The 26,989-nt window shown below is 70.3% G+C and carries 24 protein-coding genes; 13 read left to right on the top strand and 11 right to left on the bottom strand.

The genetic code is table 11. From position 1 onward, the window contains the following. Positions 1-21: 21 nt before the first annotated feature. The 3 genes from ACFYX4_RS07380 to ACFYX4_RS07370 all read left to right on the top strand — a co-directional run bounded on the left by ACFYX4_RS07380 (position 22) and on the right by ACFYX4_RS07370 (position 3,543). Positions 22-984, top strand: coding sequence for a LysR substrate-binding domain-containing protein (locus ACFYX4_RS07380; RefSeq protein WP_389327413.1), 963 nt, complete (start codon positions 22-24; stop codon positions 982-984). Positions 985-1,113: 129 nt separating this feature from the next. Beyond that, positions 1,114-2,682, top strand: a complete 1,569-nt coding sequence (locus ACFYX4_RS07375; RefSeq protein ID WP_389327408.1) for a helix-turn-helix domain-containing protein — start codon at positions 1,114-1,116, stop codon at positions 2,680-2,682. 246 nt (positions 2,683-2,928) lie between these two features. After that, positions 2,929-3,543 (top strand): hypothetical protein, encoded by a 615-nt coding sequence (locus ACFYX4_RS07370; RefSeq protein WP_389327405.1) that lies wholly within the window; start codon positions 2,929-2,931, stop codon positions 3,541-3,543. A gap of 72 nt (positions 3,544-3,615) precedes the next feature. Here ACFYX4_RS07370 and ACFYX4_RS07365 read toward each other — a convergent pair whose 3' ends face one another. Beyond that, positions 3,616-4,389: an alpha/beta hydrolase gene (locus ACFYX4_RS07365; protein WP_389327402.1), complete on the bottom strand. Its 774-nt coding sequence runs from the start codon at positions 4,387-4,389 to the stop codon at positions 3,616-3,618. Between the two features lie 113 nt (positions 4,390-4,502). Here ACFYX4_RS07365 and ACFYX4_RS07360 point away from each other — a divergent pair, with 113 nt between their 5' ends. Both ACFYX4_RS07360 and ACFYX4_RS07355 read left to right on the top strand, forming a co-directional pair. After that, a complete protein-coding gene (locus ACFYX4_RS07360) occupies positions 4,503-5,666 on the top strand; it encodes an adenosine deaminase (protein ID WP_389327399.1) in 1,164 nt (387 codons plus the stop codon). A gap of 134 nt (positions 5,667-5,800) precedes the next feature. Next, entirely contained in the window at positions 5,801-6,154 is a 354-nt protein-coding gene (locus ACFYX4_RS07355; protein WP_389327396.1) for an ATP-binding protein, read from the top strand. Positions 6,155-6,311: 157 nt separating this feature from the next. Here the strand turns inward: ACFYX4_RS07355 and ACFYX4_RS07350 are convergent, their stop codons facing one another. The 5 genes from ACFYX4_RS07350 to afsQ1 form a co-directional block, all read right to left on the bottom strand. Then, positions 6,312-6,512 carry a PspC domain-containing protein gene (locus ACFYX4_RS07350; RefSeq protein WP_389327393.1) on the bottom strand — a complete coding sequence of 67 codons (201 nt, stop codon included), beginning with the start codon at positions 6,510-6,512 and terminating at the stop codon, positions 6,312-6,314. Between the two features lie 96 nt (positions 6,513-6,608). Beyond that, a complete protein-coding gene (locus ACFYX4_RS07345; RefSeq protein WP_389327390.1) occupies positions 6,609-7,160 on the bottom strand; it encodes a VanZ family protein in 552 nt (183 codons plus the stop codon). A 106-nt stretch (positions 7,161-7,266) separates the two neighbouring features. Beyond that, positions 7,267-7,884, bottom strand: a complete 618-nt coding sequence (locus tag ACFYX4_RS07340) for a hypothetical protein (protein ID WP_389327387.1) — start codon at positions 7,882-7,884, stop codon at positions 7,267-7,269. Further along, positions 7,884-9,497 (bottom strand): ATP-binding protein, encoded by a 1,614-nt coding sequence (locus tag ACFYX4_RS07335; protein ID WP_389327384.1) that lies wholly within the window; start codon positions 9,495-9,497, stop codon positions 7,884-7,886. The genes ACFYX4_RS07340 and ACFYX4_RS07335 overlap by 1 nt, the downstream gene beginning before the upstream one ends. Then, entirely contained in the window at positions 9,494-10,171 is a 678-nt protein-coding gene (afsQ1, locus tag ACFYX4_RS07330; protein ID WP_389327381.1) for a two-component system response regulator AfsQ1, read from the bottom strand. Before afsQ1 ends, ACFYX4_RS07335 begins: the two co-directional genes overlap by 4 nt. 298 nt (positions 10,172-10,469) lie before the next feature. Between afsQ1 and ACFYX4_RS07325 the strand changes: the two genes are divergently transcribed. Then, entirely contained in the window at positions 10,470-11,219 is a 750-nt protein-coding gene (locus ACFYX4_RS07325) for a SigE family RNA polymerase sigma factor (protein WP_389327379.1), read from the top strand. Between the two features lie 284 nt (positions 11,220-11,503). Here the strand turns inward: ACFYX4_RS07325 and ACFYX4_RS07320 are convergent, their stop codons facing one another. Next, positions 11,504-12,211: a uridine kinase gene (locus ACFYX4_RS07320; RefSeq protein ID WP_389327376.1), complete on the bottom strand. Its 708-nt coding sequence runs from the start codon at positions 12,209-12,211 to the stop codon at positions 11,504-11,506. 59 nt (positions 12,212-12,270) lie between these two features. Here ACFYX4_RS07320 and ACFYX4_RS07315 point away from each other — a divergent pair, with 59 nt between their 5' ends. Beyond that, entirely contained in the window at positions 12,271-12,678 is a 408-nt protein-coding gene (locus tag ACFYX4_RS07315; RefSeq protein ID WP_389327373.1) for a hypothetical protein, read from the top strand. A gap of 60 nt (positions 12,679-12,738) precedes the next feature. On the opposite strand, the gene ACFYX4_RS07310 is transcribed toward ACFYX4_RS07315, so the two are convergent. After that, a complete protein-coding gene (locus tag ACFYX4_RS07310; RefSeq protein ID WP_389327370.1) occupies positions 12,739-12,909 on the bottom strand; it encodes a type II toxin-antitoxin system RelE/ParE family toxin in 171 nt (56 codons plus the stop codon). A 76-nt stretch (positions 12,910-12,985) separates the two neighbouring features. Continuing rightward, entirely contained in the window at positions 12,986-13,240 is a 255-nt protein-coding gene (locus ACFYX4_RS07305; protein WP_389327367.1) for a type II toxin-antitoxin system Phd/YefM family antitoxin, read from the bottom strand. Positions 13,241-13,434: 194 nt separating this feature from the next. Between ACFYX4_RS07305 and ACFYX4_RS07300 the strand changes: the two genes are divergently transcribed. From ACFYX4_RS07300 to ACFYX4_RS07290, 3 genes are all read left to right on the top strand, one after another. Next, on the top strand, positions 13,435-15,534 hold the full coding sequence (locus ACFYX4_RS07300; protein WP_389327364.1) for an AIPR family protein: 2,100 nt from the start codon (positions 13,435-13,437) through the stop codon (positions 15,532-15,534). 150 nt (positions 15,535-15,684) lie between these two features. Continuing rightward, positions 15,685-17,928, top strand: coding sequence for a restriction endonuclease subunit M (locus ACFYX4_RS07295; protein WP_389327361.1), 2,244 nt, complete (start codon positions 15,685-15,687; stop codon positions 17,926-17,928). After that, positions 17,925-19,367: a restriction endonuclease subunit S gene (locus tag ACFYX4_RS07290; protein ID WP_389327358.1), complete on the top strand. Its 1,443-nt coding sequence runs from the start codon at positions 17,925-17,927 to the stop codon at positions 19,365-19,367. Before ACFYX4_RS07295 ends, ACFYX4_RS07290 begins: the two co-directional genes overlap by 4 nt. Before the next feature lie 65 nt (positions 19,368-19,432). Here ACFYX4_RS07290 and ACFYX4_RS07285 read toward each other — a convergent pair whose 3' ends face one another. Both ACFYX4_RS07285 and ACFYX4_RS07280 read right to left on the bottom strand, forming a co-directional pair. After that, positions 19,433-19,639 carry a DUF397 domain-containing protein gene (locus ACFYX4_RS07285; protein ID WP_389327355.1) on the bottom strand — a complete coding sequence of 69 codons (207 nt, stop codon included), beginning with the start codon at positions 19,637-19,639 and terminating at the stop codon, positions 19,433-19,435. Further along, on the bottom strand, positions 19,618-20,466 hold the full coding sequence (locus ACFYX4_RS07280; protein ID WP_389327352.1) for a DUF5753 domain-containing protein: 849 nt from the start codon (positions 20,464-20,466) through the stop codon (positions 19,618-19,620). Before ACFYX4_RS07280 ends, ACFYX4_RS07285 begins: the two co-directional genes overlap by 22 nt. A 145-nt stretch (positions 20,467-20,611) precedes the next feature. On the opposite strand from ACFYX4_RS07280, the gene ACFYX4_RS07275 reads away from it, so the two are divergent. The 3 genes from ACFYX4_RS07275 (at position 20,612) to ACFYX4_RS07265 (ending at position 26,987) form a co-directional block, all read left to right on the top strand. Beyond that, a complete protein-coding gene (locus ACFYX4_RS07275; protein WP_389327349.1) occupies positions 20,612-20,959 on the top strand; it encodes a hypothetical protein in 348 nt (115 codons plus the stop codon). Positions 20,960-21,093: 134 nt separating this feature from the next. After that, entirely contained in the window at positions 21,094-25,278 is a 4,185-nt protein-coding gene (locus ACFYX4_RS07270) for a protein kinase (RefSeq protein ID WP_389327346.1), read from the top strand. Further along, the gene (locus ACFYX4_RS07265) at positions 25,278-26,987 is read left to right on the top strand and encodes a hypothetical protein (RefSeq protein WP_389327343.1); all 1,710 of its coding nucleotides are present in this window, start codon (positions 25,278-25,280) and stop codon (positions 26,985-26,987) included. The genes ACFYX4_RS07270 and ACFYX4_RS07265 overlap by 1 nt, the downstream gene beginning before the upstream one ends. The last annotated feature ends 2 nt before the right edge of the window (positions 26,988-26,989 follow it).

Here is a 26,989-nt window from a genome sequence, read left to right as displayed (position 1 = left end):
GGAATCGCCATAATCGTTCCCATGGTGCATCAACAGAGGTCACAGGGTCGACTGTCACCGTCCAGTGACACAACAGACATGCACGACGACATCGTCACACTCCTCGCCCCGCGGCTCGCGCACTTCGCGGGCGTCGCCCGCATCGAGCACGTCACCCGGGCCGCTCAGGAGATGCAGGTCCCGCAGTCCACCCTCTCCCGGGCCATGGTCCGCCTGGAGCAGGACCTGGGCGTCGACCTCTTCGCCCGCCGCGGCCGGACCGTCTCCCTCACCCCCGCCGGACGCACCTTCCTCACCTCCGTCGAGCGGGCCCTCGCCGAGATCGAACGGGCCGCCGACGAGGTGCGCGCGGACGCCGACGCGGCCACCGGCAAGGTCGCCTTCGGCTTCCTGCACACCATGGGCGCCGAGACCGTCCCCGGCCTGATCCACGCCTTCCGCGCCGACCACCCCCGCGTCCGCTTCAGCCTCGTCCAGAACTACGGCGAGGCGATGATCGAGCGCCTCCGGGCCGGCGAACTCGACCTCTGTCTGACCTCCCCGGTCCCCGACGCCCCCGACCTGGTCGCCCGCCGCCTGGACGAGCAGAAGCTCCGCCTGGTCGTCCCCGCCGACCACCGGCTCGCCGCCCGCAGACGCGTCCGTCTCGCGGAGGCCGCCGACGAGGCCTTCGTGACCCTGGAACCCGGTTACGGCCTGCGCCGCATCACCGACGATCTCTGCCAGGAGGCCGGCTTCCGTCCGAGGGTCGCCTTCGAGGGCGAGGAGGCGGAGACCCTGAGGGGCCTGGTGGCGGCGGGCCTGGGCGTGGCCCTCCTTCCGCCCCCGGCCGTCCCCCGCCCCGGAGTGGTGGAACTGACGGTCACGGGCCAGAGGGCGGTCCGGGAGATCGGCGTCGCCTGGCTGGACGGCCACCCGGACACGCCCCCCGTGGCGGCCTTCAAGAAGTTCCTGCTGTCGAGGAGGGGCAACTTGCTGCACTGAGCGGGCCGTCGGCGCAACACAGGAACCGTCCCAGCCGTATTGACGTGCAGGTATGGGGAGTTCCTGGGACGCCGTCCCGGATCGGGACACGGCTGCACGGGCCGACGGATGGATGCGGGTACGGACCACATGGATGCAATCCACGACGACATAGCGGAGTTCGCGCTCCTGCTGACGCGTCTGAAGAAGCGCACGGACCGCAGCTACGCGGCGCTGGCCCGCCGTCTGGACATGACCGCCTCCACGCTGCACCGCTACTGCATCGGAGAGGCCGTCCCCCAGGACTTCGCCGGGATCGAGCGGTTCGCCGCACTCTGCGGAGCCTCACCCGAGGAACGCACGGAGTTGCACCGCCGGTGGATCCTGGCAGCCGCGGCCCGGCAACGCCCCCGCCCGTCCGACACCCGACGCACACCGAGCCCCGACGCCCCGACGAGCCCCCCGGCGCCGGCCGCTTCCCCGATCCCCAGCACCCCGGCGGCCGAGCCACCCAAGCCGACCCCGCAGTCCGCCCCGGGCCTGGGGCCGGCCTCCCCGGCCACCCCAGACGCGGGACCGGCCTCCCCGGCCACCTCGCGCCCGGGGCCGGTCTCCCCGGCCGCCCCAGACCCGGGTCCGGGACCGGCCTCTCCGGCCACCCGGCGCCCGGGGCCGGCCTCGCCGAGTGGCCCGAGTCCCCGGCCCGGCCGCCCCCGGCGGCCCCTGCGGGCGGTGGTGGTGGCAGCCTCGCTCGCCTTCGCGTTCGTCGGTCTCACCGCATCCGCCGCCGGTCCTCCTGCCGACGGCGGTGGGTCGTCGGCTTCCGTCCGGACCGCGGCGAGACCCTCCGCGTCAGCCGCCCACGGCGGCGGCGTCCCGCAGAAGAGCCGGGCGGGCGCCGGTGTGCCCTCGCCGTCGGCCTCCGCCCGCACCACCGCGCCGAGCCCCTCCGCGTCGGCCGCCCACGACGGCGACGGCCCGCGGGAGAACCGGGCGAGCGACGGCGCGGCCCCCCTGGCGACCCCGCTCACCTGGACCGCCGACTCCCACGTCTGGGCAGAACTCGAATGCGAGCACGACTACGTCATCGACAAGCCGCCGCAGCAGGTCCCGCCGCCGCCCCACCCGGCGGACGCCGAGCCCTGGGCCGCCTCCCAGGGCGCGGTGCACGGGCGGAACACCCAGGTGCGGATCACGGTGCAGGGACGCGGCTCCGCCGCCGTCGTCCTGGAGGCACTGCACGTGCGCGTGGCCGACCGCACCGTCCCCCATGTCCGCCGCGGCATCGACTACTCCACGGCCGGCGGCTGCGGCGCGACCCTCGCGCCCCGCCACTTCTCCGTGAACCTCGACGCGCGCCGTCCCCTGCCCCGTGTCGTGCCGGCCGGCCGCCCGGACTCGCCGAGCTTCGCGGTCGACTTCCCCTACCGGGTGTCCCTGGAGGAGCCGGAGGTCCTGCTCGTCTCCGCGGGCACCGAGTCCTGCACCTGCGACTGGTACCTCGACCTCGACTGGTCCTCGCAGGGCCGACGCGGCACGGTGCGCATCGACGACCACGGCCGCCCGTTCCGCACCACCAGCATCGAGGGGCTGCCCCACTACTGGTACCGCAGCCCCGCCGGCTGGGTCCCCATACCCGAACCCAAGGTCGAACCCGACCCCGAAGCCGAAGCCGAAGCCGAAGCCGGCGCCGACGCGGACGCGGAGACCGGCGACTGAGGAGCGCCCCGGGGCGGCAACCCGGGACGGCGTCCCAGAACGGCATCCCAGGCACCCCTGTTTCCGCAGGTCAACAGGGGTGGGATGGTCCCACCGTCCCGATAGGGCGGCAGCTGTTGCCGGGGCTCCCGGGCGTCCTGGAATCTGTGGATGTCGCACCGGCCGAGGGCACGACCGCCCCGCCGACAGCACCACGACACCAGATACCGCCCTGCGCTTGTTCGGACCAGAGAAGGAAGCCACACCATGAACAGGAACACCTCCGCACGCCGTCGTCCGGGCCGCCGCGTGGCCGTCGCCGCCGGCCTCGTCCTGGCCCTCGGGCTCGGTTCGGCGGCGCAGGCCTCCGCCGCCGGACCGCTGACCGCCGGCGGCGAGGTCAGCGCCTCGTCCTCGTCCACCGCGCTGTCCGACTCGGGCACGTCGCTGTCGGGCCGTCAGATGATCCGGGTGCTGAAGTCCCTGCTGCCCAAGGGCGCGAAGATCTCGGACCAGCAGAGCCAGGAGGGCTACGCCGCGGTGGTCTGGGACGACGGCCGCGGGAAGAGCATGATCGGGGTCAACTCCCAGCCCGACATGGGCGACCTCCTCGAAGGGCTCATGGGCTGCGAGGGCCAGTACATCGAGTGCCAGGCCCTGACGCTGGCCGACGGCACCCAGGTGAAGCGGGCCAAGCGGGCCTCCGAGAAGGGCGGCTCCGCCGTGGTGTGGCTGGTCGACACCCTCCGCCCCGACGGCCACCGCGTCATCGTCCAGGAAGTGAACTCCTACGCCGAGAGCGGCCCGGTGACCCGACCGCAGCCCCCGCTCTCGCTCGACCGTCTCCAGACCATCGCGCTCGACTCCCGCTGGGCCGGCTGACGTCCTCCCGGCGGCGGGGCGCCGAAGAGGCGTCCCGCCGTGTCGCCGCGTCTCCCGCGATGCTGAACCGGCCTACCGTCGCAGCGACTTGCCGAACCCGGCGGCCAACGGCATCCGCAGCCCCAGCGGCGGCGGAGCCATGAACGCGTCGTGGACGGGCCGCGAGAACCCCCTGCCGAACAACACCCCCATCACGAAGTCCACTCCCAGACACAGCACTTCGTCCCGGTACTGATGCAACCCGTGTCCGTCGGCGTGCACTTCGAACCGGCACACCTCCCGGTTCACCTTCTTCGCCCGGGCCGCCAGCCGGAACGACAGTTCGGGATCGGTCCGTTCGTCGTTCGTGCCGTGCACGATCAGCACCTGCCGCCCCACCAACTGCTTCACCGGTTCGGGCGTGGCCGCCACGTCCTCCTCCGGCAGCCAAGGGGCGATCGCGAGCACGGAGTTGACGGCCTCGTGACCGCCCGCGTGCAGTGCGGCCCGTCCGCCCATGCCGACGCCGGCCAGGCACACGGGGACGTCGCCGTAGCGTCGTACGGCCTCGTCGGCGGCCCAGGAGGCATCGGCGACGAGATGGGCCTCGCTGCCGTTCCAGCCGCGGTAGCGGTACTGCACGAGGTGCGCGGCGAGCCCGTCCTGCCGTCCCGCGCGGGCGAGTCTGCGGCCGAGGGCGCGGACCGGGGAGGCCGCCCGGGCCGCCCAGGGCAGCGCCGGGGGTCTGCGCTCGGAGATCTCCTGACCGCCGGGGAGCAGCAGCACCACGCCGCTCACCGTCTCCGGCTCCGGCCCGATCGCCTTCCCCAGCCTGGCCGTCCGTAGCGGCGTCGCTTGCTGTCCCATGACAGAACAGTGTCAGAAGGGAGGGTGTACCCGACCCGTCCTCGCGGTCACCGTTGCGTATCGGCCGTGGTGCGCACCGCGCCGTCTACGCGCGTAGGAGTTAGAGTGCGAAAATGACGAGCCAGAGCATCCAGAGGGGCGCCGCACCGAGTTCGGACCAGATCCGCCGCGCGCCCAAGGTTCTGCTGCACGACCACCTCGACGGCGGGCTGCGCCCCGGCACGATCGTCGACCTGGCCCGCGACGCGGCCTATCCCCATCTCCCCGAGAGCGACCCCGACAAGCTCGGCGTCTGGTTCCGGGAGGCCGCCGACTCCGGTTCCCTCGAACGGTACTTGGAGACCTTCTCGCACACCGTCGGCGTGATGCAGACCCGCGACGCGCTCGTCCGGGTCGCCCGCGAGTGCGCCGAGGACCTCGCCGAGGACGGCGTCGTCTACGCCGAGGTGCGTTACGCCCCCGAACAGCATCTCGAAGCCGGGCTCAGCCTGGAGGAGGTCGTCGAGGCCGTCAACGAGGGCTTCCGGCAGGGCGAACGGATCGCCCGCGAGAACGGCCACCGCATCCGCGTCGGCGCCCTCCTCACCGCGATGCGGCACGCGGCCCGCGCCCTGGAGATCGCCGAACTCGCCAACCGCTACCGCGATCTGGGCGTCGTCGGCTTCGACATCGCCGGCGCCGAGGCCGGCTTCCCGCCCACCCGGCACCTCGACGCGTTCGAGTACCTCAAGCGCGAGAACAACCACTTCACCATCCACGCCGGCGAGGCCTTCGGGCTGCCGTCCATCTGGCAGGCGCTCCAGTGGTGCGGCGCCGACCGGCTCGGGCACGGGGTGCGCATCATCGACGACATCGAGGTCGCGGAGGACGGCTCGGTGAGGCTCGGCCGCCTCGCCTCCTACGTGCGGGACAAGCGCATCCCGCTGGAACTGTGCCCCAGCTCCAACCTCCAGACCGGGGCCGCCGACTCCTACGCCGAGCACCCGATCGGGCTGCTGCGCCGACTCCATTTCCGTGCCACGGTCAACACGGACAACCGTCTCATGTCCGGCACCAGCATGAGCCGGGAATTCGAGCACCTTGTCGACGCATTCGGTTATACGCTCGACGATCTCGCGTGGTTCTCCGTCAATGCTATGAAGTCAGCTTTCATTCCTTTCGATGAACGGCTGGCCATGATCAATGACGTCATCAAGCCGGGATACGCCGAGCTGAAGTCCGAATGGCTGTTCCAGCAGACCGCCTCCACCAGCGGTTCCGTGACCCCGGAGAGCTGAACGCCGGGAATTCTGGACGACGGAAAGCGGGCGACCCTTCACCGGTCGTCCGCATTTCGGTGTTTGCGGTGAGCGCCTTTCCGTGATTACGGTCGTGGACCGCTCAGTTCCCCGTATTCGAGGACGCATTTATCATGAAGCAGTCTGCTGCCAAGACCCTCGGCGTCGCCGCCCTCGGCGCCGCCTTCGCCGCCGCCGGTGCGGGCGCCGCCAACGCCGCCCCTGCCGTCCCCGACGCCACCCAGGCGCTGGACGGCATCACCAAGACGCTGCCGGCGGAGAACGTGGCCTCGGCGCTGCCGGGCGCCGGTGTGGCGCTGGAGCAGGCCCAGCCGGCCCTGGGCGCCGGGCTGACGGCCGTGCAGCCGGTCGCCCAGAAGCTGCTCGCCGAGGGCCCGACCGCCCCCGTCGCGGGCCTCCTCGGCGGTCTGCCGCTTCAGGGGCTGCCGACCCACGGCCTCCCGGTGAACGGCATCCCCCTGGGCTGACCCCCGGCACGACCTGGATGCACCTCGCACACCCCGTCGGGGCGCGACCGGAACTCCCGGGCGCGCCCCGACGGCGTTCGCACGACCGGAGGGCGAGAAGCGGGGGGCAAGGCCCTCACCAGGCCGTGCGGCGCGTTCACCAGGCCGTACGGCGCGCTCACCAGGCCGTGCGGCTCTTGCTCTCCGAGGGCAGGAAGATCCACAGGGCGAGGTAGAGCAGGAACTGCGGGCCCGGCAGCAGACAGGACAGCAGGAACAGCACCCGCATCGTCGTCGCGGAGGTGCCGAAGCGGCGGGCCAGCGCGGCGCACACTCCGGCGATCATGCGGTCCTGGGCAGGGCGGGCGAGGCTGGACATCTGCGGCTCCTTCACGAGCGTCGGTCCGAGGCGGCCCCTGACGGGCAGCCTCAACTGCCTTCCACGCTAAGGAGACGAAGCGGACGAAGCGTCGCTCTAAGGGGCGATCCCGACCCTGGGAATCGTCGGGGTCCTACCCTGAGCCGACTCCTCCGCCCGCATCGCCCGCAGCTGCCGGCGCTCACTCCTGCGCCGCAGCCAGCCCCGGGCCGCCGGGACCACCGCGGCGTGCGCGAGGGCCACGCCCGTGGTGTTCAGCAGCAGCGAGTCGACGTCCATGACGCGGCCCGGCACCCCCGTCTGCAACAGCTCGATCCCCAGCGACAGCAACGCGCCCGCCGTGACCGTGCGGACGAAGGAGGCGAGCGGGGCGACCCTGAGCCGGCCGTGGGCCAGCGGCAGCAGCACGCCCAGCGGGGCGAGCAGTCCGAGGGCCCCGCCGATGCGACGGGCCGCCTCCGGCCGGCCCAGCCGCAGATCGGCCCGGATGCCGTCCAGGGGATGCAGATTGGTGGGCATCACCCAGGGGACGTCGAGCGGTCGCAGCGTGCACCAGGCGACGAACAGAAGGTGTGCGACCAGGAGGACGATCCCGGTCGCACGGATGCGGATCACGGCGCTGCCGCCGATGGAGCCTTGACGCTGCACGACCCCCAAGACGCCACGCCCGGCACGATCGGTTCCGGCCCGGGGCAGGTGTGCCCCCTGTCACTGAACGGCGGCCCCTGTGGTCACCGGCCGACGACCCCCGCGGTCACTGACCGGCGATCTCCGTGGACGGCGGTTCCTTGGTGCCCGGCCGTGACCGCACCTCGTCCGTGCACGCGTACCGGCGGGGCCGCTCCGCCCCCGGACCGCCCAGAACGACCGAGCCGTCCCCCTCGGCCGCCGCCGAGTCGGAGAAGGTGCACACCAGTTGGGCGAGCGCGAACGAGGTCAGCTCGTCGGGGGAGGTGCTCAGCCGCAGCGCGTCGTCCGGGTCCTTCGGGGCCGGACCGCTCACCGTCATGCCGCCGCGCACGTCCGTCGTGTAGCCGGCCTCCTTCTCGGCCGCCGGCGGCGACTCGGCCAACTCGTCCAGCAGGCCCTGGGCGACCAGGACGCGCCGCGCCGAGTCCCCGGCGCCGTCCTCCGGCACCGGCACACTGCGGTCCACGGCGACCAGCGACGACCCGCACAGCAAAAACACCCGCACCGGCACGCCCCGCGAGGTCTGCGTCGTCACGTCCGGCTCGGCGAGCGAGCAGCGCACCCGCGAGGGCGCCGGGCCGAAGTCGGTCGGCACCTCCGTCGCCCGGATCCCGCAGCCGGCGAGCAGCCCGCCGAGCAGCCCCACGAGCAGCGGCAGCGCCGGCCGGCGGCGTACGTTCATCAGGCGTCCCCCTGCTTGTCCTTGCCGCGCTTGTCCGTGCCCCGCTTGTCCGTGCCCCGCTTGTCCGCGCCGCCGGCGCTCTCGGGCTGCTCCGCGAGTTCCGAGGCGTCCCGCGGCAGCCGCAGCGTGAAGACCGCGCCGCCGTCGGGTGAGTTGGCGGCCGTGATCCCGCCGCCGTGGATATGGGCGTTCTCCAGGGCGATGGACAGGCCGAGACCGCTGCCCTCGGAACGCGGCCGGGAGGCGCTCGCCTTGTAGAAGCGGTCGAAGACGTGCGGCAGGACGTCCTCGGGGATGCCGGGCCCGTGGTCGCGCACCGCGATGACCATCTCGTCGTCCGTCGTCGTCACCGACACCCGCACCGGCGAACCGCCGTGCTTGAGCGCGTTGCCGATGAGGTTGGCGAGGATCACGTCCAGACGGCGCGGATCGAGCAGCGCGTGGATGCCGCGCTCGGCGTCCAGGTCGACCGCGTCCAGCCAGGCCCGCGCGTCGATGCAGTGCGTGATCTGGTCGGCGACGTCGACGTCGTCCAGCACCAGCCGTGCCGTGCCGGCGTCGAAGCGGGTGACCTCCATCAGGTTCTCGACGAGGTCGTTGAGCCGCCGCGTCTCGGACACCACGAGCCGCACCGCGGGCTCGATCATCGGGTCGATGCCGCCCGACTCGGCGTCCAGCTCCTCCTCCAGCACCTCCGTGACGGCGGTGATGGCGGTGAGCGGCGTGCGCAGTTCATGGCTCATGTCCGCCACGAAACGGCGCGAGGCGTCGTCCCGGGCGGCCATGTCGGCGACCCGTTTCTCCAGCGCCTCCGCCGTCCGGTTGAACGTCCGTGACAGATCGGCGAGTTCGTCGGTCCCGGAGACCCGCAGCCGGGTGTCCAGCTCGCCCTCGCCGAGCCGCCGCGCGGCCACCCCCAGCCGGTGCACCGGCTTCAGCACGGTCGTCGCGGCCGCCTGCGCGAGCAGCGCGGCCCCGACCAGCGCCAGGCCCGTGGCGATCCCCAGCGACCACGCGAGGGAGTTGAGGTCCTTGGCCTCCGGTTCGAGGGACTTGCGCATGTAGCCGGTCGGGCCCCCGCCGATCACCTTCGTCCCGGCCACGAGGTACGGCGTCCCGCTGACGACGACCCGCTGCCAGTACAGGTGGTACGGCGACTTGTTGCCCGCCCCGGTGTCCTGCTGCCTGTTCACCGCCGTGCGCAGCGACTCGGGCACGTCCTCCAGCGAGAAGCCGTTCAGACCGGCCGAGTTGCCGTACACCGTCCTGCCGTCGGCGTCCTCCGCGACGAGCAGCACGCTGAAGCGCTGGCTGCTGTTGGCCATCTGCCCGGCCGTGTGCTGGAGTTCGTCCTGCGACGGGTCGGCCGGCAGCGATCCCGCGCGGTTCTGCATCTCCTGCTCGAAGTCCCGCAGCACCGCGCCCTGCGTACGCGTCAGCACCGCCTCGCGGTTGAGCCAGTACGCGATGCCGGACGCGGACACGGCGGCGGTCAGCGCCACCAGCCCGAAGACCACCACGAGCCGCAGCCGCAGGCTCGTGAAACGCAGCCGTGCGAGATGTCCCTTGCGCTCCGCGGACCAGCCGCGGATCCCCCCTTGCCGTTCGGTCACTGAGGGCTGTCCAGGCGGTAGCCGACCCCGCGCACGGTACGGATCAGGGTGGGGGAGGACGGCACGTCCTCGACCTTGGCGCGCAGCCGCTGGACACAGGCGTCCACCAGCCGAGAGTCGCCGAGGTAGTCGTGCTCCCACACCAGGCGCAGCAACTGCTGCCGGGACAGGGCCTGACCGGGCCGCCGGCTCAGTTCGAGCAGCAGCCGCAGCTCGGTCGGGGTGAGCTGGAGGTCCTCGCCGTTCTTCGTCACCGTCATCGCCGCGCGGTCGATGACGAGGCTGCCGAAGCTCGCCGAGTCGTTCGACTCGCGCTCCCCGCGGCGCAGCACGGCCCGGATCCGGGCGTCGAGCACCCGCCCCTGCACCGGTTTGACGACGTAGTCGTCGGCGCCGGACTCCAGCCCGACCACCACGTCGATGTCGTCGCTGCGCGCGGTCAGCAGGATGATCGGCAGCTGGTCGGTGCGCCGGATGCGGCGGCACACCTCGAAACCGTCGATGCCGGGCAGCATGACGTCCAGCACGATCAGATCCGGCCGTTGCTCGCGCAGCAGCTTCAGACCGTCCTCACCGCTCGCAGCGGTCGCCACACGGTGTCCCTGGCGCGTCAGTGAGAGCTCCAGGGCCGTACGGATGGCGTCGTCGTCCTCGATCAGCAACAGGGAAGGCACGGGCTCATTCTGGCCCATGGAGGCCCGTCGTTCGACCTGTGGGGCCGTACCGCCGTAGCGGCGGCTCATGTGAACGATCTGTGGTGTCGCCGTGACCGACCCCTGTGACAGGTCTGTGACAGTCGGCGGACACGGCGATGAAGTGACCCCGGCAAGCTTTTCGGCACAGGCAAGGAAGCAGGACCGGAAGCGAGCCGGAAGGCGAGAGACCGGAAGGCGAGACCGGAAGCAGGTCGCCGGCACGAGCCGCACGAAACAGAAGACCGAAACACCGGAAGTCCACGACGGGGGGCGCGAGATGAACACGCTGCACGGTATGAGCACCAGCGCAGTGGTCACGCGTCTGCACGACGTGCACCGGGTTTCCGAGAAGTCCGGCGTCGTGAGCGGGCGGGGGTGCGCTCGCGGCGTCGGACGCCAGCACACGGCGTACATGTCGGTGGTGGAGGCGCACTCGGGGGAGAGCGCCAAGGGGGCTCACGGGGGAGCCGCGTACGGGGAGGACACGGGGGAGCGCCGCTCTCTGACGGAGGCGGAGTTCACCGCCTACGTCCAGGAGCGCCGCGCCTCCCTGTACGCAACCGCCTACCACCTCACCGGTGACCGCTTCGAGGCCGAGGACCTGCTCCAGAGCGCGCTGTTCTCGACCTACCGGGCCTGGGAGCGGATCAGCGACAAGGCCGCGGTCGGCGGATACCTCCGCCGCACCATGACCAACCTGCACATCAGCGCGTGGCGCCGCCGCAAGCTGAACGAGTACCCGACCGAGGAACTGCCGGAGACGCCCGGCGACACGGACGCGATGCGCGGCACCGAACTGCGCGCCGTCCTGTGGCAGGCGCTGGCCCGGCTGCCCGAACTCCAGCGCACGATGCTGGTCCTGCGCTACTACGAGGGCCGCACCGACCCGGAGATCGCGGAGATCCTCGACATCAGTGTCGGCACGGTGAAGTCGAGCATCTGGCGGTCGCTCCGCCGGCTGCGCGAGGACGAGGTCCTCAGCTTCGGCCGTGACGAGGAGGACGCCTTCGGCGAGCTCGTCGCCTGAGGTGAACGGGGGGCCGGCTCCGTTCAGGGAAGCCGGTGAACGGGGGAACACGGGGGAGCACGGGGGAAATCGGGGGAGGAACGGAGGAGCGGTACCGGGGGGACCCGACGGGGGACGTCCGGGGGAGCGGTACCGCGCACAGCAAGGGGGAAGCACCACCCGGGGGGACACGGGGGGAGCACGGGGGAGCACCGAGGAGCGGGACTGGAGGGCCGGGGGGTCCGTCCAGTCCCGCTTTCGTGTGCGCAGTGGGGACGAGGGCCGGGCGAGGCCGTACGGGGCGCTCAGGCCGCCGTACGCGTCGTGGGGGCGCAGCGGCCCGCCGCCGCGGCGGCCAGGCGGCCCATCGCCTCGTCGCGGTCGCAGGCGTACGCGCCGAGCGCGCTCTGCCGGGACACGATGGAACGCTCCGTGCGCATCAGGCGCCAGCCGCGGCGCAGCAGGAACGGCACCGACTTGCGGCCCTCCTTGAGATCCCGCAGGAAGCGTCGGCGGAACGTCTTGACCGGGCCGCGGCTCAGGCACAGCGCGTCGGCCAGCACGCCCAGTTCACGGCAGCGGCCGATGATCTCGGCGGCGAAGATGCCCTCCGCGATGAACAGCGGGGTCCGCCCGATCGAGATCGTCTCCTCGCCGGTGCGGGCGCTCAGGGAGATGTCGTACACGGGAACGCCCGTACGGCCCGTGCGGCACAGCTCGGCGATCGCGGCGAGCGCGCCGTCCGCGTCCCAGGACTCGGGGTGGTCCCAGTCGATGTCGGAACTCCCCTCCACCAGCGGCAGGGTGGGGTCGTCGGCCTCCTTGTAGAAGTCGTCGAGCCGCAGCACCGGAAGGCCGGAGCGGGCCGCGAGAAGGGACTTGCCGGAGCCGGAGGGGCCGCAGAGCAGCACGACGCGCGCAGGTATGGCCGGATGGGAACTCACGGGACACCAGTGTGCGGCATCGATCGCCCCGGTCACGACCCCGCGGGTCGGCTTTGCAGCGCGCGTCACACGCCAACTACCCTTCGTGTCGACCTGATTACCGATCGCACCAGAAAGTGGGCGCCGCGATGGCCCGACACGCTTCTCCCCAGAACCCGACCGGCCGGCGCGCCCTGGTCGCCCTCGCGACGGCGGGAGCGGCGCTGGGCACGGGCGCGGGTACGGCGTCCGCCGCCGACGCCGCACCCGACCTGGACCTGCTGCGCACCCGCCCCACCTCGCTCGGCCAGGTCGACCCGCAGGCCGGCCTCCAGGCCCTCACCGGCACGGTCGGCTACGTCACCGGCCCCGTCGCGGGCCTCAAGCCCAACCCCCTCGCCGGCACCGGCGTCGACCCCCTCGACAACGGCGTCGGCACCCAGCTCGCCGACTTCCAGCCCCTCACCTCCCAAATGCTGACCGGCCCGGTGGCCCAGGCGCCGTCGGTCGGGGCGATCCCTGTGCTGGCGGATGTCACGAAGGTGCTGGGCGGCTGACTCTCGCCAGGTTGCGAAATTACTGAAGGGGGTCGCTTGCTTCGCGACCCCCTTCGTCGTTCAGGCGGTCCGGCCGAGGTGGGTGACCAGGACGCGGATCACGTTCTCCTCGATCACATACAGCACCCGGTAGTCGTTGATGTGCAGTCGGCGAAGGTGGGGTGATCCATACGCGATCGATCCGGCCGGACGGGGATCGTCGGCAAGCTTGTCGATGGTGTCCAGAACCAACGCGAGGCCACTCGGGTCCTCTTTCAATACCGGGCCGCGGCATTCAGTGCGCGCGGTTCGAAGATGACCTCGTAGGTCACCGCTGTTCGAGCCCCAGTCGCCGTCGCACCTCCGCCATGGGAATCCCTGGCTCGAGAGTGCCTTCGGCCTTGCGTCGCTGATAGTCGGCGATCGCGAGGGCGTCTTCGAGATCCTCTATCACCTGGGGTGAGACAAGGAGTGCGGCCACGTGCCCGTGGTCGGTGAGGGCGATGGCCTCGCGGCCGTGGGCGGCGCGGCGGACCAGGTCGCCGAGCTGGGAACGGGCGGCGCTGATGGCGATCTCAACCATGCGCACATGGTGCCACAAGATTACTCTTGTGCTCAATTTATGTGACTGGCTGTATGGGGTGGCCTGCCTGCGGCGACAAGGTCGAGTTGTTCCGTGGAAACGGGCGGAACGCCTGCCACCTGCCGGGATAGCCTCGTCGGCGATGCCCTCAGGGGCAACGTGCCGTCTCGCGCCCATGACGTCAGGGGGAATCCGTGCCGTACCCGGTTCAGGTCCGGAATCTGCGCAGGAAGCTGACCGAGCGGTTCCGGCCGCTGGTCGATATGGAGGATGTCGCCGAGCGACCGGACGAGGAGCAGATGTTCCTCAGTCGTGCGGTGGCCGCACTGGCGGTCAAGATCGAGACGGCGTGCTCTGACGAAGAGGCCGGCCGGTCCGTGATCGACAGCTCTACGGACAAGGGTATCGACGCGGTCGCGGTGCAGCCGCGGGGCGACCGGCAGCATGTCACCCTCGTGCAGGCGAAGTGGAGCGACAAGGGCGAGGCCGGATTCGGCGAGCATGAAGCCGCCGCGTTGATACGTGGGCTCGACTACCTTCTGGAACTGGAGTTCCACCGCTTCGGAAGCAAGATCGACCGGCATTCGGCCGCCATAGACGCGGCGCTCAACAGCCCCTCGCCCAAGGTGACCCTCGTGCTGGCGCTCGTGACCGGCACCGATCTGCACCAGAACACCAAGGACTTCCTCAACGAGGTGGTCGACAAGCACAACCTGGATGACGACCTTGTGGAACTCAAGGTCGTCAACCTGCGTGATCTGCACCGGGAGATCCTGGGCGAGCATGCAGAGCGGAAGGTCGACCTGGACGTGCAGGTCGACGGCGTGGGAAAAATCGATTCCCCGTACACCGCCTACTACGGAACGGTCTCCGCCGAGGCGGTCGCCGGGTGGTACGACGATCACGGGCGTCACCTCACGGCGCGCAACATCCGCGATGCTCTCGATGTCAGCGATGTCAACGACAAGATTCGCGCCACCCTCGTCAAGGAGCCCGAACACTTCTGGTACTTGAGCAACGGGATCACACTGCTCTGCGACCGGATCCGCAAGCACGGCAAGGGTGCCCCGGTGGCGGGTGCCGGCGCCGGCTTCCGGCTGGAGGGCGCCAGCCTCATCAACGGGGCGCAGACGGTGAGCGCCGTGCACCGCGCGATGCGGCAGAAGCCCGGGAAGGCCGCCCTCGGGCGACTTCTGGTGCGGATCATCTCCTTGGAGGACTGCCCCGAGGACTTCGGCGACCGTGTCACCGTTGCCGCCAACACGCAGAATCCCACCCAGGAGCGGGACTTCCGATCGCGCAGGCCCGAACAGTCCGATCTCCGGCACGACTTTGCGCTCTCGCTGAGCCTCCAGTACGTGATCAAGCGAGGGCAGCCCGAGCCCGCTCGGGACGAGGGGTGCACCATGGACGAGGCGGCCATCGCCCTTGCCGCCGCACACTCCCCCGGCCTCGCCGCCCAGGCCAAGCGGGATGCCTCCGCTCTGTGGGGAGCGAGTACCTACCGGCAGCTCTTCGGGGCGCAGCCGACCGCCCATCGGGTGTGGCGGTGCGTCCAACTGCTGCGCGGGGTGCGGGAGGCGCTGGAGCGGGAGAAGGAGAGTGCCGTCGGCCGCCTGGCGGGTGCTGCCGCCTACGGGGATCTGCTGATCACCCATGTGCTCTACCGGGCGATGGGTGTCGCGGACCTCGATGAGGAGAAGGAGGCGGACGCGGCGTGGGAGGCCCGTCTGGCTGAGGTGCCGGACCGGGTGCGGCGCGCCCTCGCCTGGATGGTGATCGTTATCGACGGCGCGTACGGCCGCAACAGCCAGCTTGGTACGGCGGTTCGGACCGAGGACCGTGCCCAACTGGTGACCGACGGCCTGTACGCCCGGGTCCTCGGCAACGAGGAGCCGCCCAGCGACGCGGAGTCCAGGCTGGATCAAGAGCCCGGATCCGGTGGACGTGTGACCAACGCGGTATGGGTGATCGTCGACGCGGAGCGCCTCCAGGACGGGACGGTGCTGGAGTTCCGTCCGGTGACCGGTCCGGAGCGCAGGCAGCTGCCCCGGTGGATCGAGGAGGATCCGCGCAGGGCTCAAGCCACCTGGCAGAACAACAAGGTCAAGCCGCTCGTATGGGCTGTGGACGGCAAGGCGTACGCCCCCTCCACGTTGGTGCGCCTGATGCGGCGGACGGCCATGGGTAACGATCAGCAGGTGCAGGGCACCCGGCACTGGCATGTGCCGGAGCTCGGGGCCCTGGTCGACATCGCGAAGGAGCTGAGGGAGAACGGCGGCACCGGCGACTGACGCGGATGACGCTACTCGCGTGCGTGACGCAAGTGGTCGGCTCGGAACGGAGGGGAACCGCTTCCGCGCTGCCCTAGTCTTGGGCGGTGCCGCCGGATTACACAGGTGGTGCGAAGCATATTGATACGGGACAAGGTGGGCGCGGACGTCATGGGTGAGGAACAGCTGGGCTTCGACATGCCGGAGGAGGGCTCGAACAAGCCGGAGACGTCCGGCAAGGCCGACAAGAAAGCCGCGGGCGAGGCTCCGGCCAGCCCGCGCAAGCTCGCGGACGACGAGGTCTTCGACTACATCACCGGTGACAAGGTGGTGAAGCTCACCGAGGCCGAGAAGGTACGGCAGCACATCGCCCGCTCCCTCGTCCACCAGTACGGCATCGACCCGCACGACATGGAGGCCGACTTCTCGATCCCCGTGATCAACGACGCCGGCCGTAAGTCCCGGCGCCGCGCGAGCATCGCGATCTTCGAGCATGGCGAGAATCATGAGCTCAAGTACCTCCGCCGGGTCGTCGTCACCAAGCCCCGCCCCAAGGACAGCCGTACCGTTTCCAAGATCCGCACCTACGCCCACGCCAAGGCGCAGATCGACGAGGTCGGCCAGCTCATGCAGGCGGCACCCGACTGCAAGTACGGGATGTGGACCGACGACAAGGATCTGTACTTCATCCGCAAGGACGACGATTCGTCCCCGTTCGAGACGAAGTACCGACCGCTGCTGAACTGGCCGCGCGGCGACGCGACCAGCTTCGACGCCCAGGGCGACGCCTCCTCGCTCGCGATCATGCGGCGGGCGGACGAGCGGATGCTGCGGTTCGCCTTCCGCCGCTGCCACAACTACATCCACGGAAACGAGGGCCTGCCCAAGGACGCGGCGTTCTGGCAGTTCCTGTACGTACTGTTCGCCAAGCTCCATGACGAGCGGCTGGTGCGCGAGGGCGCCGAGCCGCGTTTCCGCGTCGACAGCCACGACCTTGCCGCCGCCGCCGAGGAGGAGGCAGGCAGCGCCGAGGTGGCCCAGCGGATAAGGGTGCTGTTCGGCGAGGTCAAGGAGTTCTACGCCGACCAGCAGCTGTTCGACGACTACGACCGCTTGACCCTGACCGACGGCGCGCTCACCTTCATCACCAAGCAGCTCGCCACCTACCGCATGCACGACACGTCCCTGGACGCCCTCGGCACCGCCTACCAGGAACTCGTCGGTGACAACCTGCGCGGTGACCGCGGTCAGTACTTCACCCCGTCCGGCGCGGTCCGCCTGATGGTTGAGATGCTCAATCCCCAGGTGGGCCAGACCGTCCTCGACCCGTGCTGCGGCACCGGCGGCTTCCTCCGGGAGACCCTCCTGCACGTCCTGCACAGGTGGATGCCCGACGACGAACAGGACCTTTCCGTCCAGGAGCGGGCCCGGCAGGAGACCGCGAAGCGGAAGCGGCTCGGCGAATACGCCCAGGCATGCGTTTTTGGCACCGACTTCGACCCCTTCCTGACCCGCGCCGCCGCGTTCGGTGTCATGATGCTCACCGACATCGCGGGCAACACCTTCCAGGTGGATTCCCTCGGCTTCCCCCGCATGGGAACTCTGCGGGGTATGCAGCGCGCCATGCGGCATCTCGACCGCATCGCGCCCGGCGAGGTCGACATCCTGCTCACCAACCCGCCCTTCGGGTCCGACATCCCCGTGACCGGTCCGGTCCTTGAGCTGTTCCGCACGGACGAGAGCGGCTTCGAGAAGGAGCGGAGCATCGCCTACAGCTGGTCCCGTGACGAGGGCGGCACGCTGGTGAGGGGCAAGCCGGCCGTCTCCATTGCGCCCGAGAAGCTCTTCGTTCAGAAGGCCGTCGAGTGGGTCAAGCCGGGCGGCCGTATCGGCATCGTGCTCCCCAATGGCATCCTGTCCAACCCCGGCCCCGAGGACGAGGCGGTACGTAAGTACATCCTCGACGAGTGCTGGGTGATGGCCAGCGTCGAACTCCCCGTGGAGATCTTTGTCGTCGGCGCCGGCGTCAACATCCTCACCACTCTGCTCTTCCTCCAGAAGAAGACCGAGCAGGAGAAGGACGAGGAGCGCCTGCACGGCCCCCTCGACCACCCGGTCTTCATGGCCGTCGCCGAGAAGGTCGGCCACGACCGGCGCGGCAACAACCTGTTCGTCCGGGACGCCAGGGGCGACTACGTCATCAAGGAGTACGAGGAGAAGGACGAGATCGTCGTCAAGAACGTCGCGATCGAGCGTTCCATCAAGCGGCGCACCCGCATCCTCGACAACGACCTGATGTCCGAGCGCGACCGGCCCAAGTACCACGACCGGCCGAGCGTCGTCCGCGAGTACCGGAAGTTCGTCAAGGAGTACGGCGACAAGCTCCCCTGGAAGCGGGCGGAGGACGACGCGTGAAGATCGCCGAGCGGGGCAACCCGGCCATGCGGAGCTGGCTCGACAGGCAGGGGCTGAGGCTGGATGCCAAGCCGTACCTGTCGGGGGCCTTCGCGACCCGGCGGCTGCTGGAGCGGCTGACGGTGGAGAAAGTGCCGTTGAACGAGGTCACGGCCGGGCATGCCGGCGGTATCTACAACGGGCCGCAGTTCCGACGCGTGTACCTCACCGACCCTGAGCACAGCGTGCCGTTCGTCGGCAGCAAGGACATGCTGGTCGCGGACCTGAGCTCGTTGCCGCGGCTGCGGAAGTCCGATGCCGAGTCGTCGAGTCTGCGTTACCTCCGGCTGGAGCCCGGCATGACGCTGATCTCCTGCTCGGGGTTCAACGCCGGAAGGCGGTCGTATGTGCGGCCGGATATGGCCGGGTACTGGTCTTCGCAGGATGTGCTCAAAGTAGTTCCTGACCCCGGCAAGATCGGCGCGGGTTACCTGTACGCCTTTCTGGCCAGTCGGTTCGGGGAGGCATTGGTCAAGGGGACCGTGTACGGGTCCGCTGTCAAGCACATCGAGCCGCACCACATCGAGGGCCTCCCCGTGCCGCGCTTCGACGTTGCCGTGGAGAAGGAGATCCACGAACTCATGGAGAGCGCGGCCTCCTTGCGTGCCGCGTCTCAGCGAGGTCTTGGTGATGCGACGCGGGATTTGTTCGAGACGGCTGGTCTGGAGGACCTGCTCGACCTGCGGTGGCATGAACAGGGGCGGGACCTTGGGTTCGCGCACACCGGGCTGAAGGCCACCACATTGCGGGCGCTGAACTTTCAGCCGCGGGCGCGCAAGATACTGCGGCGGCTGGGGGAGGTTGAGCATGTGACGTTGGGGGAGGTCTGCGCGCGCGGCACGTTGGGGTCGGGTGTGCGCTTCAAGCGGGTTGATGCAGATCCGGATCATGGCGCCGTACGTCTGATCGGGCAGAGGCAGGCTTTTTGGCAACGGCCAGAAGGGCGTTGGATCACCCCACATCAGGCGCCGTCGGGCATCTTTGCGTCAGATGAGACGGTGATGATCGCTGCTCAAGGAACTCTTGGAGAGAACGAGGTGTTCTGTCGTTCATTCCTTGTGACGGGCTCGTGGCTCGACCATGCTTACAGTCAGCACTTTCTGCGTGTAATCTCCGGAGATTCGCGCTTTCCGGGAGCTTATCTGTTTGCGTTTCTTCGGTCGGATCCGTTGTTTCGTGTGCTGCGATCGATGTCAGTCGGAGGCAAGCAGCAGGACATTCACGAAGAGCTGCGCACGACCATCCCCGTGCCGGTCCTGGAGGAGGCTGACGTGGAGCGCATCGCCAAGACCGTCCGCGAGGCGTATCGCCGACGCGACGAAGCTGATCGTAGAGAGGACCAGGCTCTCGCCAAGCTGGAGGAAGCAGTCGTTCGGCACGCAGGCGTGAGTGCTGGCTGAACAGGTTGTCTCTTGTGCCGGAACGGGCCGCGTGGCCCCCATACGGCCCGTTCCTGCGCTCGGACCTACAACGAGCTGTCTTTGAGACCGTCGACGAACCGATCCCAGGCCTGCACTGAAAGCCTCAGGATCGGGCCATCGGGGCTCTTGCTGTCCCGGACGGGCACAGCGCCGGGGAAGCCGTCGGCAACCTCGACGCAGTTGCCCCCGTCTGCATTGCTGTAGCTGGACTTGCGCCACCGTATGGGGCTCAGTCCAGGGGCTGCTCGCATCGGGTGTACTCCTCCAAGGCCGCTTGGATCATCGCGGCGGATGCCTGCGGTGATAGGGCGCATGCCCTGAGCAGATCGTACTCGCGCTGGTGCTGCTTCACCGTGGCCCGTTCCTCGATGAGATGACCGGAGTGACGGCTTTCAAAGTAGGCGACGGATGTGTTACCTGGCAGGTGCAGGAGGGTGAAAGGGCAGTCCAGAAGAGGGTGTTCCCCATACGAGAACGGGATGATCTGAACCGTTACCCGGGGTGACTGCGCCGACTCCAGAAGGCTGGCGAGCTGTTCGCGCATGGTCGCCGGGCCGCCGAACGGCCGCCGCAGCACCGCTTCCTCCAACACCACCCACACATACGGCCCATCCCCCTCCCTCAACCGCCCCTGCCTCCCCATCCGCAGCTCCACCTTCCGCTCGATCTCCTCTCCCGAGGCCTCCGGGTCCCCCACCCGCAGCAGCGCCCGCGCGTACGCCGGTGTCTGGAGCAGCCCCGGCACCAGGTGCCCGGCGTACTCGTGGATATCGGTGGCCTGGTCGGCGAGTTCCATGAAGCGGCGGTATCGGTCGGGGTAGCGCTCCCGTTGGATGATGTTCCACAGGCCCTCGAACAGCCCGCCCGTGCCGAACGCGGCGTCGAGCTTGGCGGAGAGCGGCGGCAGGGGCAGGCGCTCGGCGGTCTCGACGCCGTGGAGCTGGGTCTTGCTGTAGTTCACGATGTCGGACAGCCGGTCCAGGGATACCCCGGCGACTTGCCGCTGGCGGCGCAGTTCCGTGCCGTAGAGGTCCCGTGCCGAGCGGGCCGGGTCGAGTTTCTGGGTCTCCGAGGCCATGCGCTTCCCCTGTTGACGTGCTGTTCCGCATCCCCGGGTGGGATGCCGTCACCCTGTTCACGCTAGTGGCGGACGGTGACTCTTTGGATGCGAAAAGTGAAAATCCTGAGTCGGCTCGACGCGGCTCCCGCACCAGGAGGCACGTATGACCCCACCGCCCCCCCAGACTCCCCGCAGGCCCGACCGCGCCGCCGTCGCCGCCGCGGCCCAGGCCCACGAGGCCGCCGTACGGGCCGCTCGGGAGGAGCGCGCGGCGCACAGGCTGCCCGTCGGGCAGCTCGCGTACGACACGCGGCGGGAGCGGCGGGGCGTGGTCATGGATCACCTCGACGGATTCGTCTGGCTGCGCCCGGAGGGTGGCGGCATGGAGTGGACCGCGCGGCCGGACGAGGTCGAGCCGGCTGCCTCGGTGCTGGGCGGTGAGCTGCCGGAGGGCATCCTGCGGGCCCGGGTCGCAGTGGCTAACTCCCGCAGCCGACGGGAGCTGCTGTGACGTCGAGTGCGGTGCCCCCGGCGGGCGTCGCGCAGGTGCCGCACGGGTTGTCAGTGGCTGGGCCTAGAGTGGCCGATGACTCGAAGTGTGCAGGCGCGGACGGGGGGTTGCGGCCGGTGGCGCGGATGATTCCGGTGGGTGAGCCGGTCAATGATGCCGAGCGGATGGTGCTGCGGCATCTGCGGGACCATGCCCCCGACGACTGGACGGTGGTGTCCAACTTCGAGCTGTCGTACGGGCGCGGCCGGCAGGTCTTCGAAGTGGATCTGGCCATCCTCACCGATCGTGTGTGCTTCCTCGCCGACACCAAGGGGGCGCGCGGCCGGATCGAGGTGCGCGGGGCCCGCTGGTATCTGAGGCGCGGGGCGTATTTTCCGAGTCCGGTGCGCAAGTGCCGGGACCACGCGAGGGTGCTGGGAGGGCTGCTGCGGCGGCGGTCCCGTTCCGGTGCGGGGCTGTCGGTGTGGTGCGATCCGCTGGTCATCCTGCCGTTCGACGACGCCGTACTGCGGGACCCGGGTGGCCTGGACGAGCCGCACACGGTGCGGCTGCGTGACCTCGTGCCGTTTCTCACGCAGTACCGTCCGACGGCCGGCCACCCGGTGCCGGGCATCGCCGGTCAGCACGACGACATCGTGCAGGCACTGCTCGCCGAGGCCAGGACCCCCTCCGGGCCGCGGCGATTCGGCCGGTACGAGGTCGAGGAGACCCTGGCGGAGACCGACCCCTCGGCGGCACCGTCAGACCCCTATGACCCGTACGAGAACGTGTCGGTGTACCGGGTGCGCAGGCAGGGGCAGGCGGCCTCCGGCACCTACCTGCTTCAGGTGCACGGGGTGGATCCGCTGCTGCCGGAGGCCGAGCTGGAAGCGGCGTTCGCGCGGATCAGCACGCCGATGCAGGCGCTCGGCAGGCTCAAGGCGAGCGAGCACATCGTGGCGTGCGTGGACGACTTCCCCCTGGACGACCAGGCGGGGTACGCGGTGGTGCTGGAGGACGTGCGGGCCGATGCGCTGCGCGTGCGGCTCACGAACGAGTCGTCGCCTTTGGGCGCGGACGCCAAGCGGCGGGTGATGTCCGGCGTGCTCGCCGGGCTCGCGCACGCCCATGCCAAGGGGGTGCTGCACCGGGGGCTCACCCTTGACGCCGTACTCGTCGACCGCGACGGGGACGCCATGCTCACCGGGTTCGACCTCGCCTACCCGGGGCAGCCGCGCGGTTCGCTGCTCACGGTGCGGCAGTCGGCGCTGGAGCGGCATGACGCGGCCTATTTGGCACCGGAGGTTGCGGGGGACGCGGACGCGTTCTCGACCGCCTCGGACATGTACGCGGCGGGTGCGCTCTTCCACGAGCTGTACACGGGGGAGCCGCCCGCCCCCGAGGGGGACACCGGGGCTGTCGCGGCGGTGGCGCTCGACGAGGCGTCCGGGCTGGACGCCGGTGTCCGGTCCCTCATCGTGCGGCTGCTCGACTCCGACCCGCGGCGGCGCCCGGAGGCCCGGGAGGCGCTGGAGCTGCTGGAGCGGCACCGGCCGTCGCAGGGCGGGCGGCGAAGCGGCCCGGCCGAGCGGGAGGACGACGGTTCCTTCGACTGGAACAATCCGCGCAACTATGCGGCCCTGCCCCCGGGGTTCCGGCTCACCGAGAAGTTCCGTGTGCGGGCCAAACTCGGGCAGGGGCAGTTCGGCGTCGTCTACCGGGTCTACAACGTCCTCGACGACAAGGACGAAGTGCTGAAGATCCTCACGGGCGGCGGCCTCGACGTGGAGGAGCGGCTTAAGAAGGAGTACCGCGCGCTGCGCCGGCTCCCGCCGCACCCCAACCTGGTACCGCTCATCGACGCCGAGTGGCTGCCCAAGGGCGGATTCCCCTATCTGCGCATGGAATACGCGGAGGGGCGGGACCTCCAGGCCGTCATCGACCGCGGCGGGGAGCGGCCGCTGGGCCCGGCCGATGTGCTCCGGCTGCTGGAAGACTGCCTGACCGGCCTCGGCCATCTGCACGGACACGGCGTCTACCACTGCGACATCAAGCCCAGCAACCTCCTGTGGACCCCCGACGGCACCCGGTTGCTGGACTTCAACGCGGCGGTCTCCACCGGCTCCACCCTCACCCCCACCCTCGGCTCCCCCAAGTTCATCGCCCCCAGAGCCGTCGGCCGGGGGCGCCCCAGGGCGGAAGACCTCACCGACCTCGACCTGTACGCCGTCGGGATCTCCGCCTACATGGCACTCACCGGCTCCTACCCGTGGCGGGGCCGCGAGAGTCCACCGCGTGACGAGGAGGCCCCCGACCCCCGGGACATCGCCGGCTTCGCCGACCTCGGACCCGGCTTCGTCGCCGTGCTGCGCCGCGCGATCTCACCCCGCCGGGCCGAACGCTTCCCCGACGCGGAGGCGTTCCGCACCGCGCTGCGGAACGCCGGAGACGTACGCCTGACACCCCCGCGCCATCCCACGGAAAATGAAGAGCCGTCCGCGCGACAAGGGACCGCGGCCGCCTCGGCTGGGCCTGCCGAGCCCGGACACAACCCCTTCGTGGCCCACCTGCAGACCCTCTACAGCCAGAACTCGCGGACCAACTCCGGCACCCGCGGCCTGGACCCCGCGGACTTCCCGCTCTACGTCGAGACCGCCCTCGACACCCGGCTGACCCAGGCGGTGCTGCGCGGAGCGCATCAGCTGGTGGTCATCACCGGCAACGCCGGGGACGGCAAGACGGCCTTCCTCCAGAATCTCGCCGCCACCGCCGCCAAGAAGGGCGCGAACCTCGTCGAGAACACCACCAACGGGGACGAATTCACCTACCGGGGGCGCCGCTTCCGTACCAACCACGACGGCAGCCAGGACGAGGACGGGACGGACAACGACGCCGTGCTGGCCGCGTTCCTGGCCCCCTACCAGGGCGACACCGCCGACGCCTGGACCGACCACGAGACGCGGCTGCTCGCCATCAACGAAGGACGGCTGGCCGACTTCCTCAGCCGGCACGAGGAGCGCTACCCGCTGCTTGCCGACACCCTTCGCGAAGGTCTCGCGAGCGGGCAGGAGGCCAACGGCGTCGTCGTCATCAACCTCAACGCGCGAGACGTCTTCGCCGACCCCTACGGCACGGGTTCCATCATGCGGCGCATGGTCGACACCATGACCGACCCACGGCACTGGGAGGCCTGCGGTCCCTGCCCCCTCGCCTCCTGCTGCTACGCCCTGCACAACGCCCGGACCTTCGCCCACCCCACTGCCGGACCCCAGGTCCGCGAACGGCTCGCCACCCTGCACCGCATGTCTCAGCTCCGCGGCCGGCTCCACATCACCCTGCGCGACCTGCGCTCCGCCCTCGCCTACACCCTGACCTCGGGACGGGACTGCGGCCAGATCCACGCCCTCTACGCCGGCGGTGCCGACACCGTCCAGGACCGGCTCGACAGCTTCTACTTCACCAGCTGGGCCGGAATCCACACCGCCGGGGACGGAGAGCACGACCGGTTCCTCACGCAGCTGCGGGACCTAGACATGGCCGGAGTCCCTGACCCGCAACTGGACCGCAGACTCGACTACACCGGCCCCTCCGGTGGCCACAGCCTGATCTCCGTGGACCAGCGCGGCGATCACGACGAAGAACTCCTGCACGAACAGTTCGCGGCCCTGCCCCGCACCCCCGACCCGGGCGGCATCCAACGCGATGCCCACCGCGCCTACCTCGCCGCCGCCCGACGCCGCTTCTACTTCGAGAGCCTGGACGACACCCGCTGGACCACCATGGTCAGCTACCGGTCCGGCGACCGCTTCCTCGGCCTCCTGGACGGCAGGCTTCCCCTAGGTGAGGAACTGGTCCGGCTCGTCGAGGCGATCAGTCGCGGCGAAGGAATGCCGTACACCTCTGATCACCACGGCGAACCCGACCTCGCCCTCCAGGTCAGGGCGGTGCGCGGCGCCACCGTGCGCAGCCACCGTCTCTTCCCCGCCGGACGGTTCACGCTCGACGTGCGCACGCCCGCCGCCTCCCCGTACGTGGAGACCAGTCCCCGGGAACTCGTCATGAGTCGCCGGCCCGACGGCGGCGGCCCGCAGCACGCCCGGCTCGTCGTCCGCCTCGACCTGTACGAGCTGCTTGACCGGCTCCACCGCGGCCACCAGCCCGGCGTCGAGGACCGCCAGGGTCAGAACCTCGCACTCGCCGTCTTCAAGAACGCCCTGTCCGCGGCTTCCTGCCAGGAGGTTTTGCTCAGCGCCCCGGGCAGCCCGCCGTACCGACTCGCCCGGCAACCCGGTGGAACCCTGCGGCTCGCCCCGGCCGGGGCCCGAGGAACGGAGCACTGATGGCACTGCGCCGCCGCGACAGCGAGCTGAAACACCTCGGCGTCTCCCACCTGGAGTACAAACGGGTCGAGATGGACCGGGTCCTCACCGGTTTCCTGATGCGGGTCAACCACAACGGCCTGCCCAGCAAAATGGTGCAGCGCAAGGAACTCTCCGTCGACGCCTTCGTCAAGGAGTTCACCAAGGAACAGCACGCCGAGAAGTTCCCCGGCTTCGCCGAGCACAGCGACATCACCCGCCGGTGGATCGAGACCCAGCTGCTCGACATGGTCAACCGCGGCCGGTCCAGCCAGGCCGTGGCCGGGCTGCGCCCGCTGCACGGACTCACCTACAAGTTCCGCAACTACTACCACTCACGTGCCTACGGCGCGGACGCCCAGCTCTACCAGATGCTGCGCCACGCCCGCGGTGGCCAGGGCCAGGCGGCCCTCGAACAGCTGCGGCGCTTCTTCTTCACCGGACTCGGCTCCGCACCACACGGTGGCCCCCACGACGAGTCCGCGGACACGCGCATCGACGTCGAGACCCAGGCCGTACTGCACCTCAACAGCCAGGTCACCCAGGACGCACCGCAGCAGGTGCGCGGCTGGTACGACGCCCCTCCGCTGTGCGTCGGCCAGGCCGACCTGCTCGCCGACGACGTCCTGCGCCTGATGTCCCTGAAAGACCTGCTGCCGCGGGTCACCCTCGTCGAGTACCTGAAAATCCTCTTCGCCCTGCATCTCGCCCTCGGGCAGCTGAAGGCGATGAAGCTGCTGCCGCACGCCGTGGCCCGCGGTGGCGCGGACCCGGCCTGTGGCCCCGACCACTGCCCCGCCACCGGAGCGGCCACCGATCCGCTCGCGGGCTGCCCTTTCCGCGCCGGACTCTTCGTCGACGCCGCTGGCATCCCCGGAACCGCCGCGGCCGCCCTCGCCGAACAGAGCGTGGCCGCCTGGCACCGGCGCATCCCGGACTTCGTCCGCGCCGGCTATGTGGTCCGCAGGCTCGACGACTTCGCCGACCACCTCGTCTCACGCGGCGAGGCCACCCGCCCCTCCCGGGGCCGGGCCACCGTCGGTGAACTCCTGCGCTTCGGCTCGGACGCCTACCAGGAGCGGCGCGAACGGTACTTCGAAGCCCGCCTGGAGAGCATCCTCGTCGAAACACCCCGTGAGGAGCAGCCCGAAGCGGTCCGGCCGCTGCTGGAAGTCTCCATGGGACTCGGTGCCTTCGATCAGTACATCGAGCTGCTCATGGCCTACCGCGGCCGCTACCACCACAAGTACCTCATCGAGACGATCGACTCCCTGCTGCTGAAGAACCGGCCGGGCGCCCTGATCGCGCAGCCCCACCGTGGCCGACGGCGGTTCGTCCTCGACAGTGCGCTGCTCGAAGTGCTCGTGCAGGTGGCGCTGCTGCGTCCCAACTCGCGCGGCACCCGCTCGCGGTTCACCCATCACACCGTCTCCCTCCGGCTGGACGAGTTCACCGACATGCTGCGTACGCGCTATGGCCTGCACATCGATCGGCTTCCGGCCGCCGACGGCTTCGCCGTCCCCGGCCCGGAGGAGGAGGCGGCACTGCGGGCGAACACCGCGGCCTTCACCACGAAACTGCGGGAGATCGGCTTCTACGACGACCTGTCCGACGCGTACTTCACCCAGGTGATCACACCCCGCTTCGTGATCGCACAGGACGGCACGGTCACAGCGGGCAGCGGGAAGTAGCG

This window comes from Streptomyces sp. NPDC002328, from assembly GCF_042890065.1.
GTDB lineage: Bacteria > Actinomycetota > Actinomycetes > Streptomycetales > Streptomycetaceae > Streptomyces.
This window is presented reverse-complemented; position numbering and strand designations above follow the sequence as displayed.

Bases quoted from the DNA above. Each gene is read 5' to 3' on its own strand.
- ACFYX4_RS07275 (WP_389327349.1), top strand. From the start codon at position 20,612: ATGACCCCACCGCCCCCCCAGACTCCCCGCAGGCCCGACCGCGCCGCC.
- ACFYX4_RS07340 (WP_389327387.1), bottom strand. From the start codon at position 7,884: ATGAACGTACGCCGCCGGCCGGCGCTGCCGCTGCTCGTGGGGCTGCTC.
- ACFYX4_RS07280 (WP_389327352.1), bottom strand. From the start codon at position 20,466: ATGGCCTCGGAGACCCAGAAACTCGACCCGGCCCGCTCGGCACGGGAC.
- ACFYX4_RS07375 (WP_389327408.1), top strand. From the start codon at position 1,114: ATGGATGCAATCCACGACGACATAGCGGAGTTCGCGCTCCTGCTGACG.
- ACFYX4_RS07365 (WP_389327402.1), bottom strand. From the start codon at position 4,389: ATGGGACAGCAAGCGACGCCGCTACGGACGGCCAGGCTGGGGAAGGCG.
- ACFYX4_RS07370 (WP_389327405.1), top strand. From the start codon at position 2,929: ATGAACAGGAACACCTCCGCACGCCGTCGTCCGGGCCGCCGCGTGGCC.
- ACFYX4_RS07355 (WP_389327396.1), top strand. From the start codon at position 5,801: ATGAAGCAGTCTGCTGCCAAGACCCTCGGCGTCGCCGCCCTCGGCGCC.
- ACFYX4_RS07360 (WP_389327399.1), top strand. From the start codon at position 4,503: ATGACGAGCCAGAGCATCCAGAGGGGCGCCGCACCGAGTTCGGACCAG.
- ACFYX4_RS07295 (WP_389327361.1), top strand. From the start codon at position 15,685: ATGGGTGAGGAACAGCTGGGCTTCGACATGCCGGAGGAGGGCTCGAAC.
- ACFYX4_RS07315 (WP_389327373.1), top strand. From the start codon at position 12,271: ATGGCCCGACACGCTTCTCCCCAGAACCCGACCGGCCGGCGCGCCCTG.
- ACFYX4_RS07305 (WP_389327367.1), bottom strand. From the start codon at position 13,240: ATGGTTGAGATCGCCATCAGCGCCGCCCGTTCCCAGCTCGGCGACCTG.
- ACFYX4_RS07265 (WP_389327343.1), top strand. From the start codon at position 25,278: ATGGCACTGCGCCGCCGCGACAGCGAGCTGAAACACCTCGGCGTCTCC.
- ACFYX4_RS07380 (WP_389327413.1), top strand. From the start codon at position 22: ATGGTGCATCAACAGAGGTCACAGGGTCGACTGTCACCGTCCAGTGAC.
- ACFYX4_RS07285 (WP_389327355.1), bottom strand. From the start codon at position 19,639: ATGCGAGCAGCCCCTGGACTGAGCCCCATACGGTGGCGCAAGTCCAGC.
- ACFYX4_RS07325 (WP_389327379.1), top strand. From the start codon at position 10,470: ATGAACACGCTGCACGGTATGAGCACCAGCGCAGTGGTCACGCGTCTG.
- ACFYX4_RS07350 (WP_389327393.1), bottom strand. From the start codon at position 6,512: ATGTCCAGCCTCGCCCGCCCTGCCCAGGACCGCATGATCGCCGGAGTG.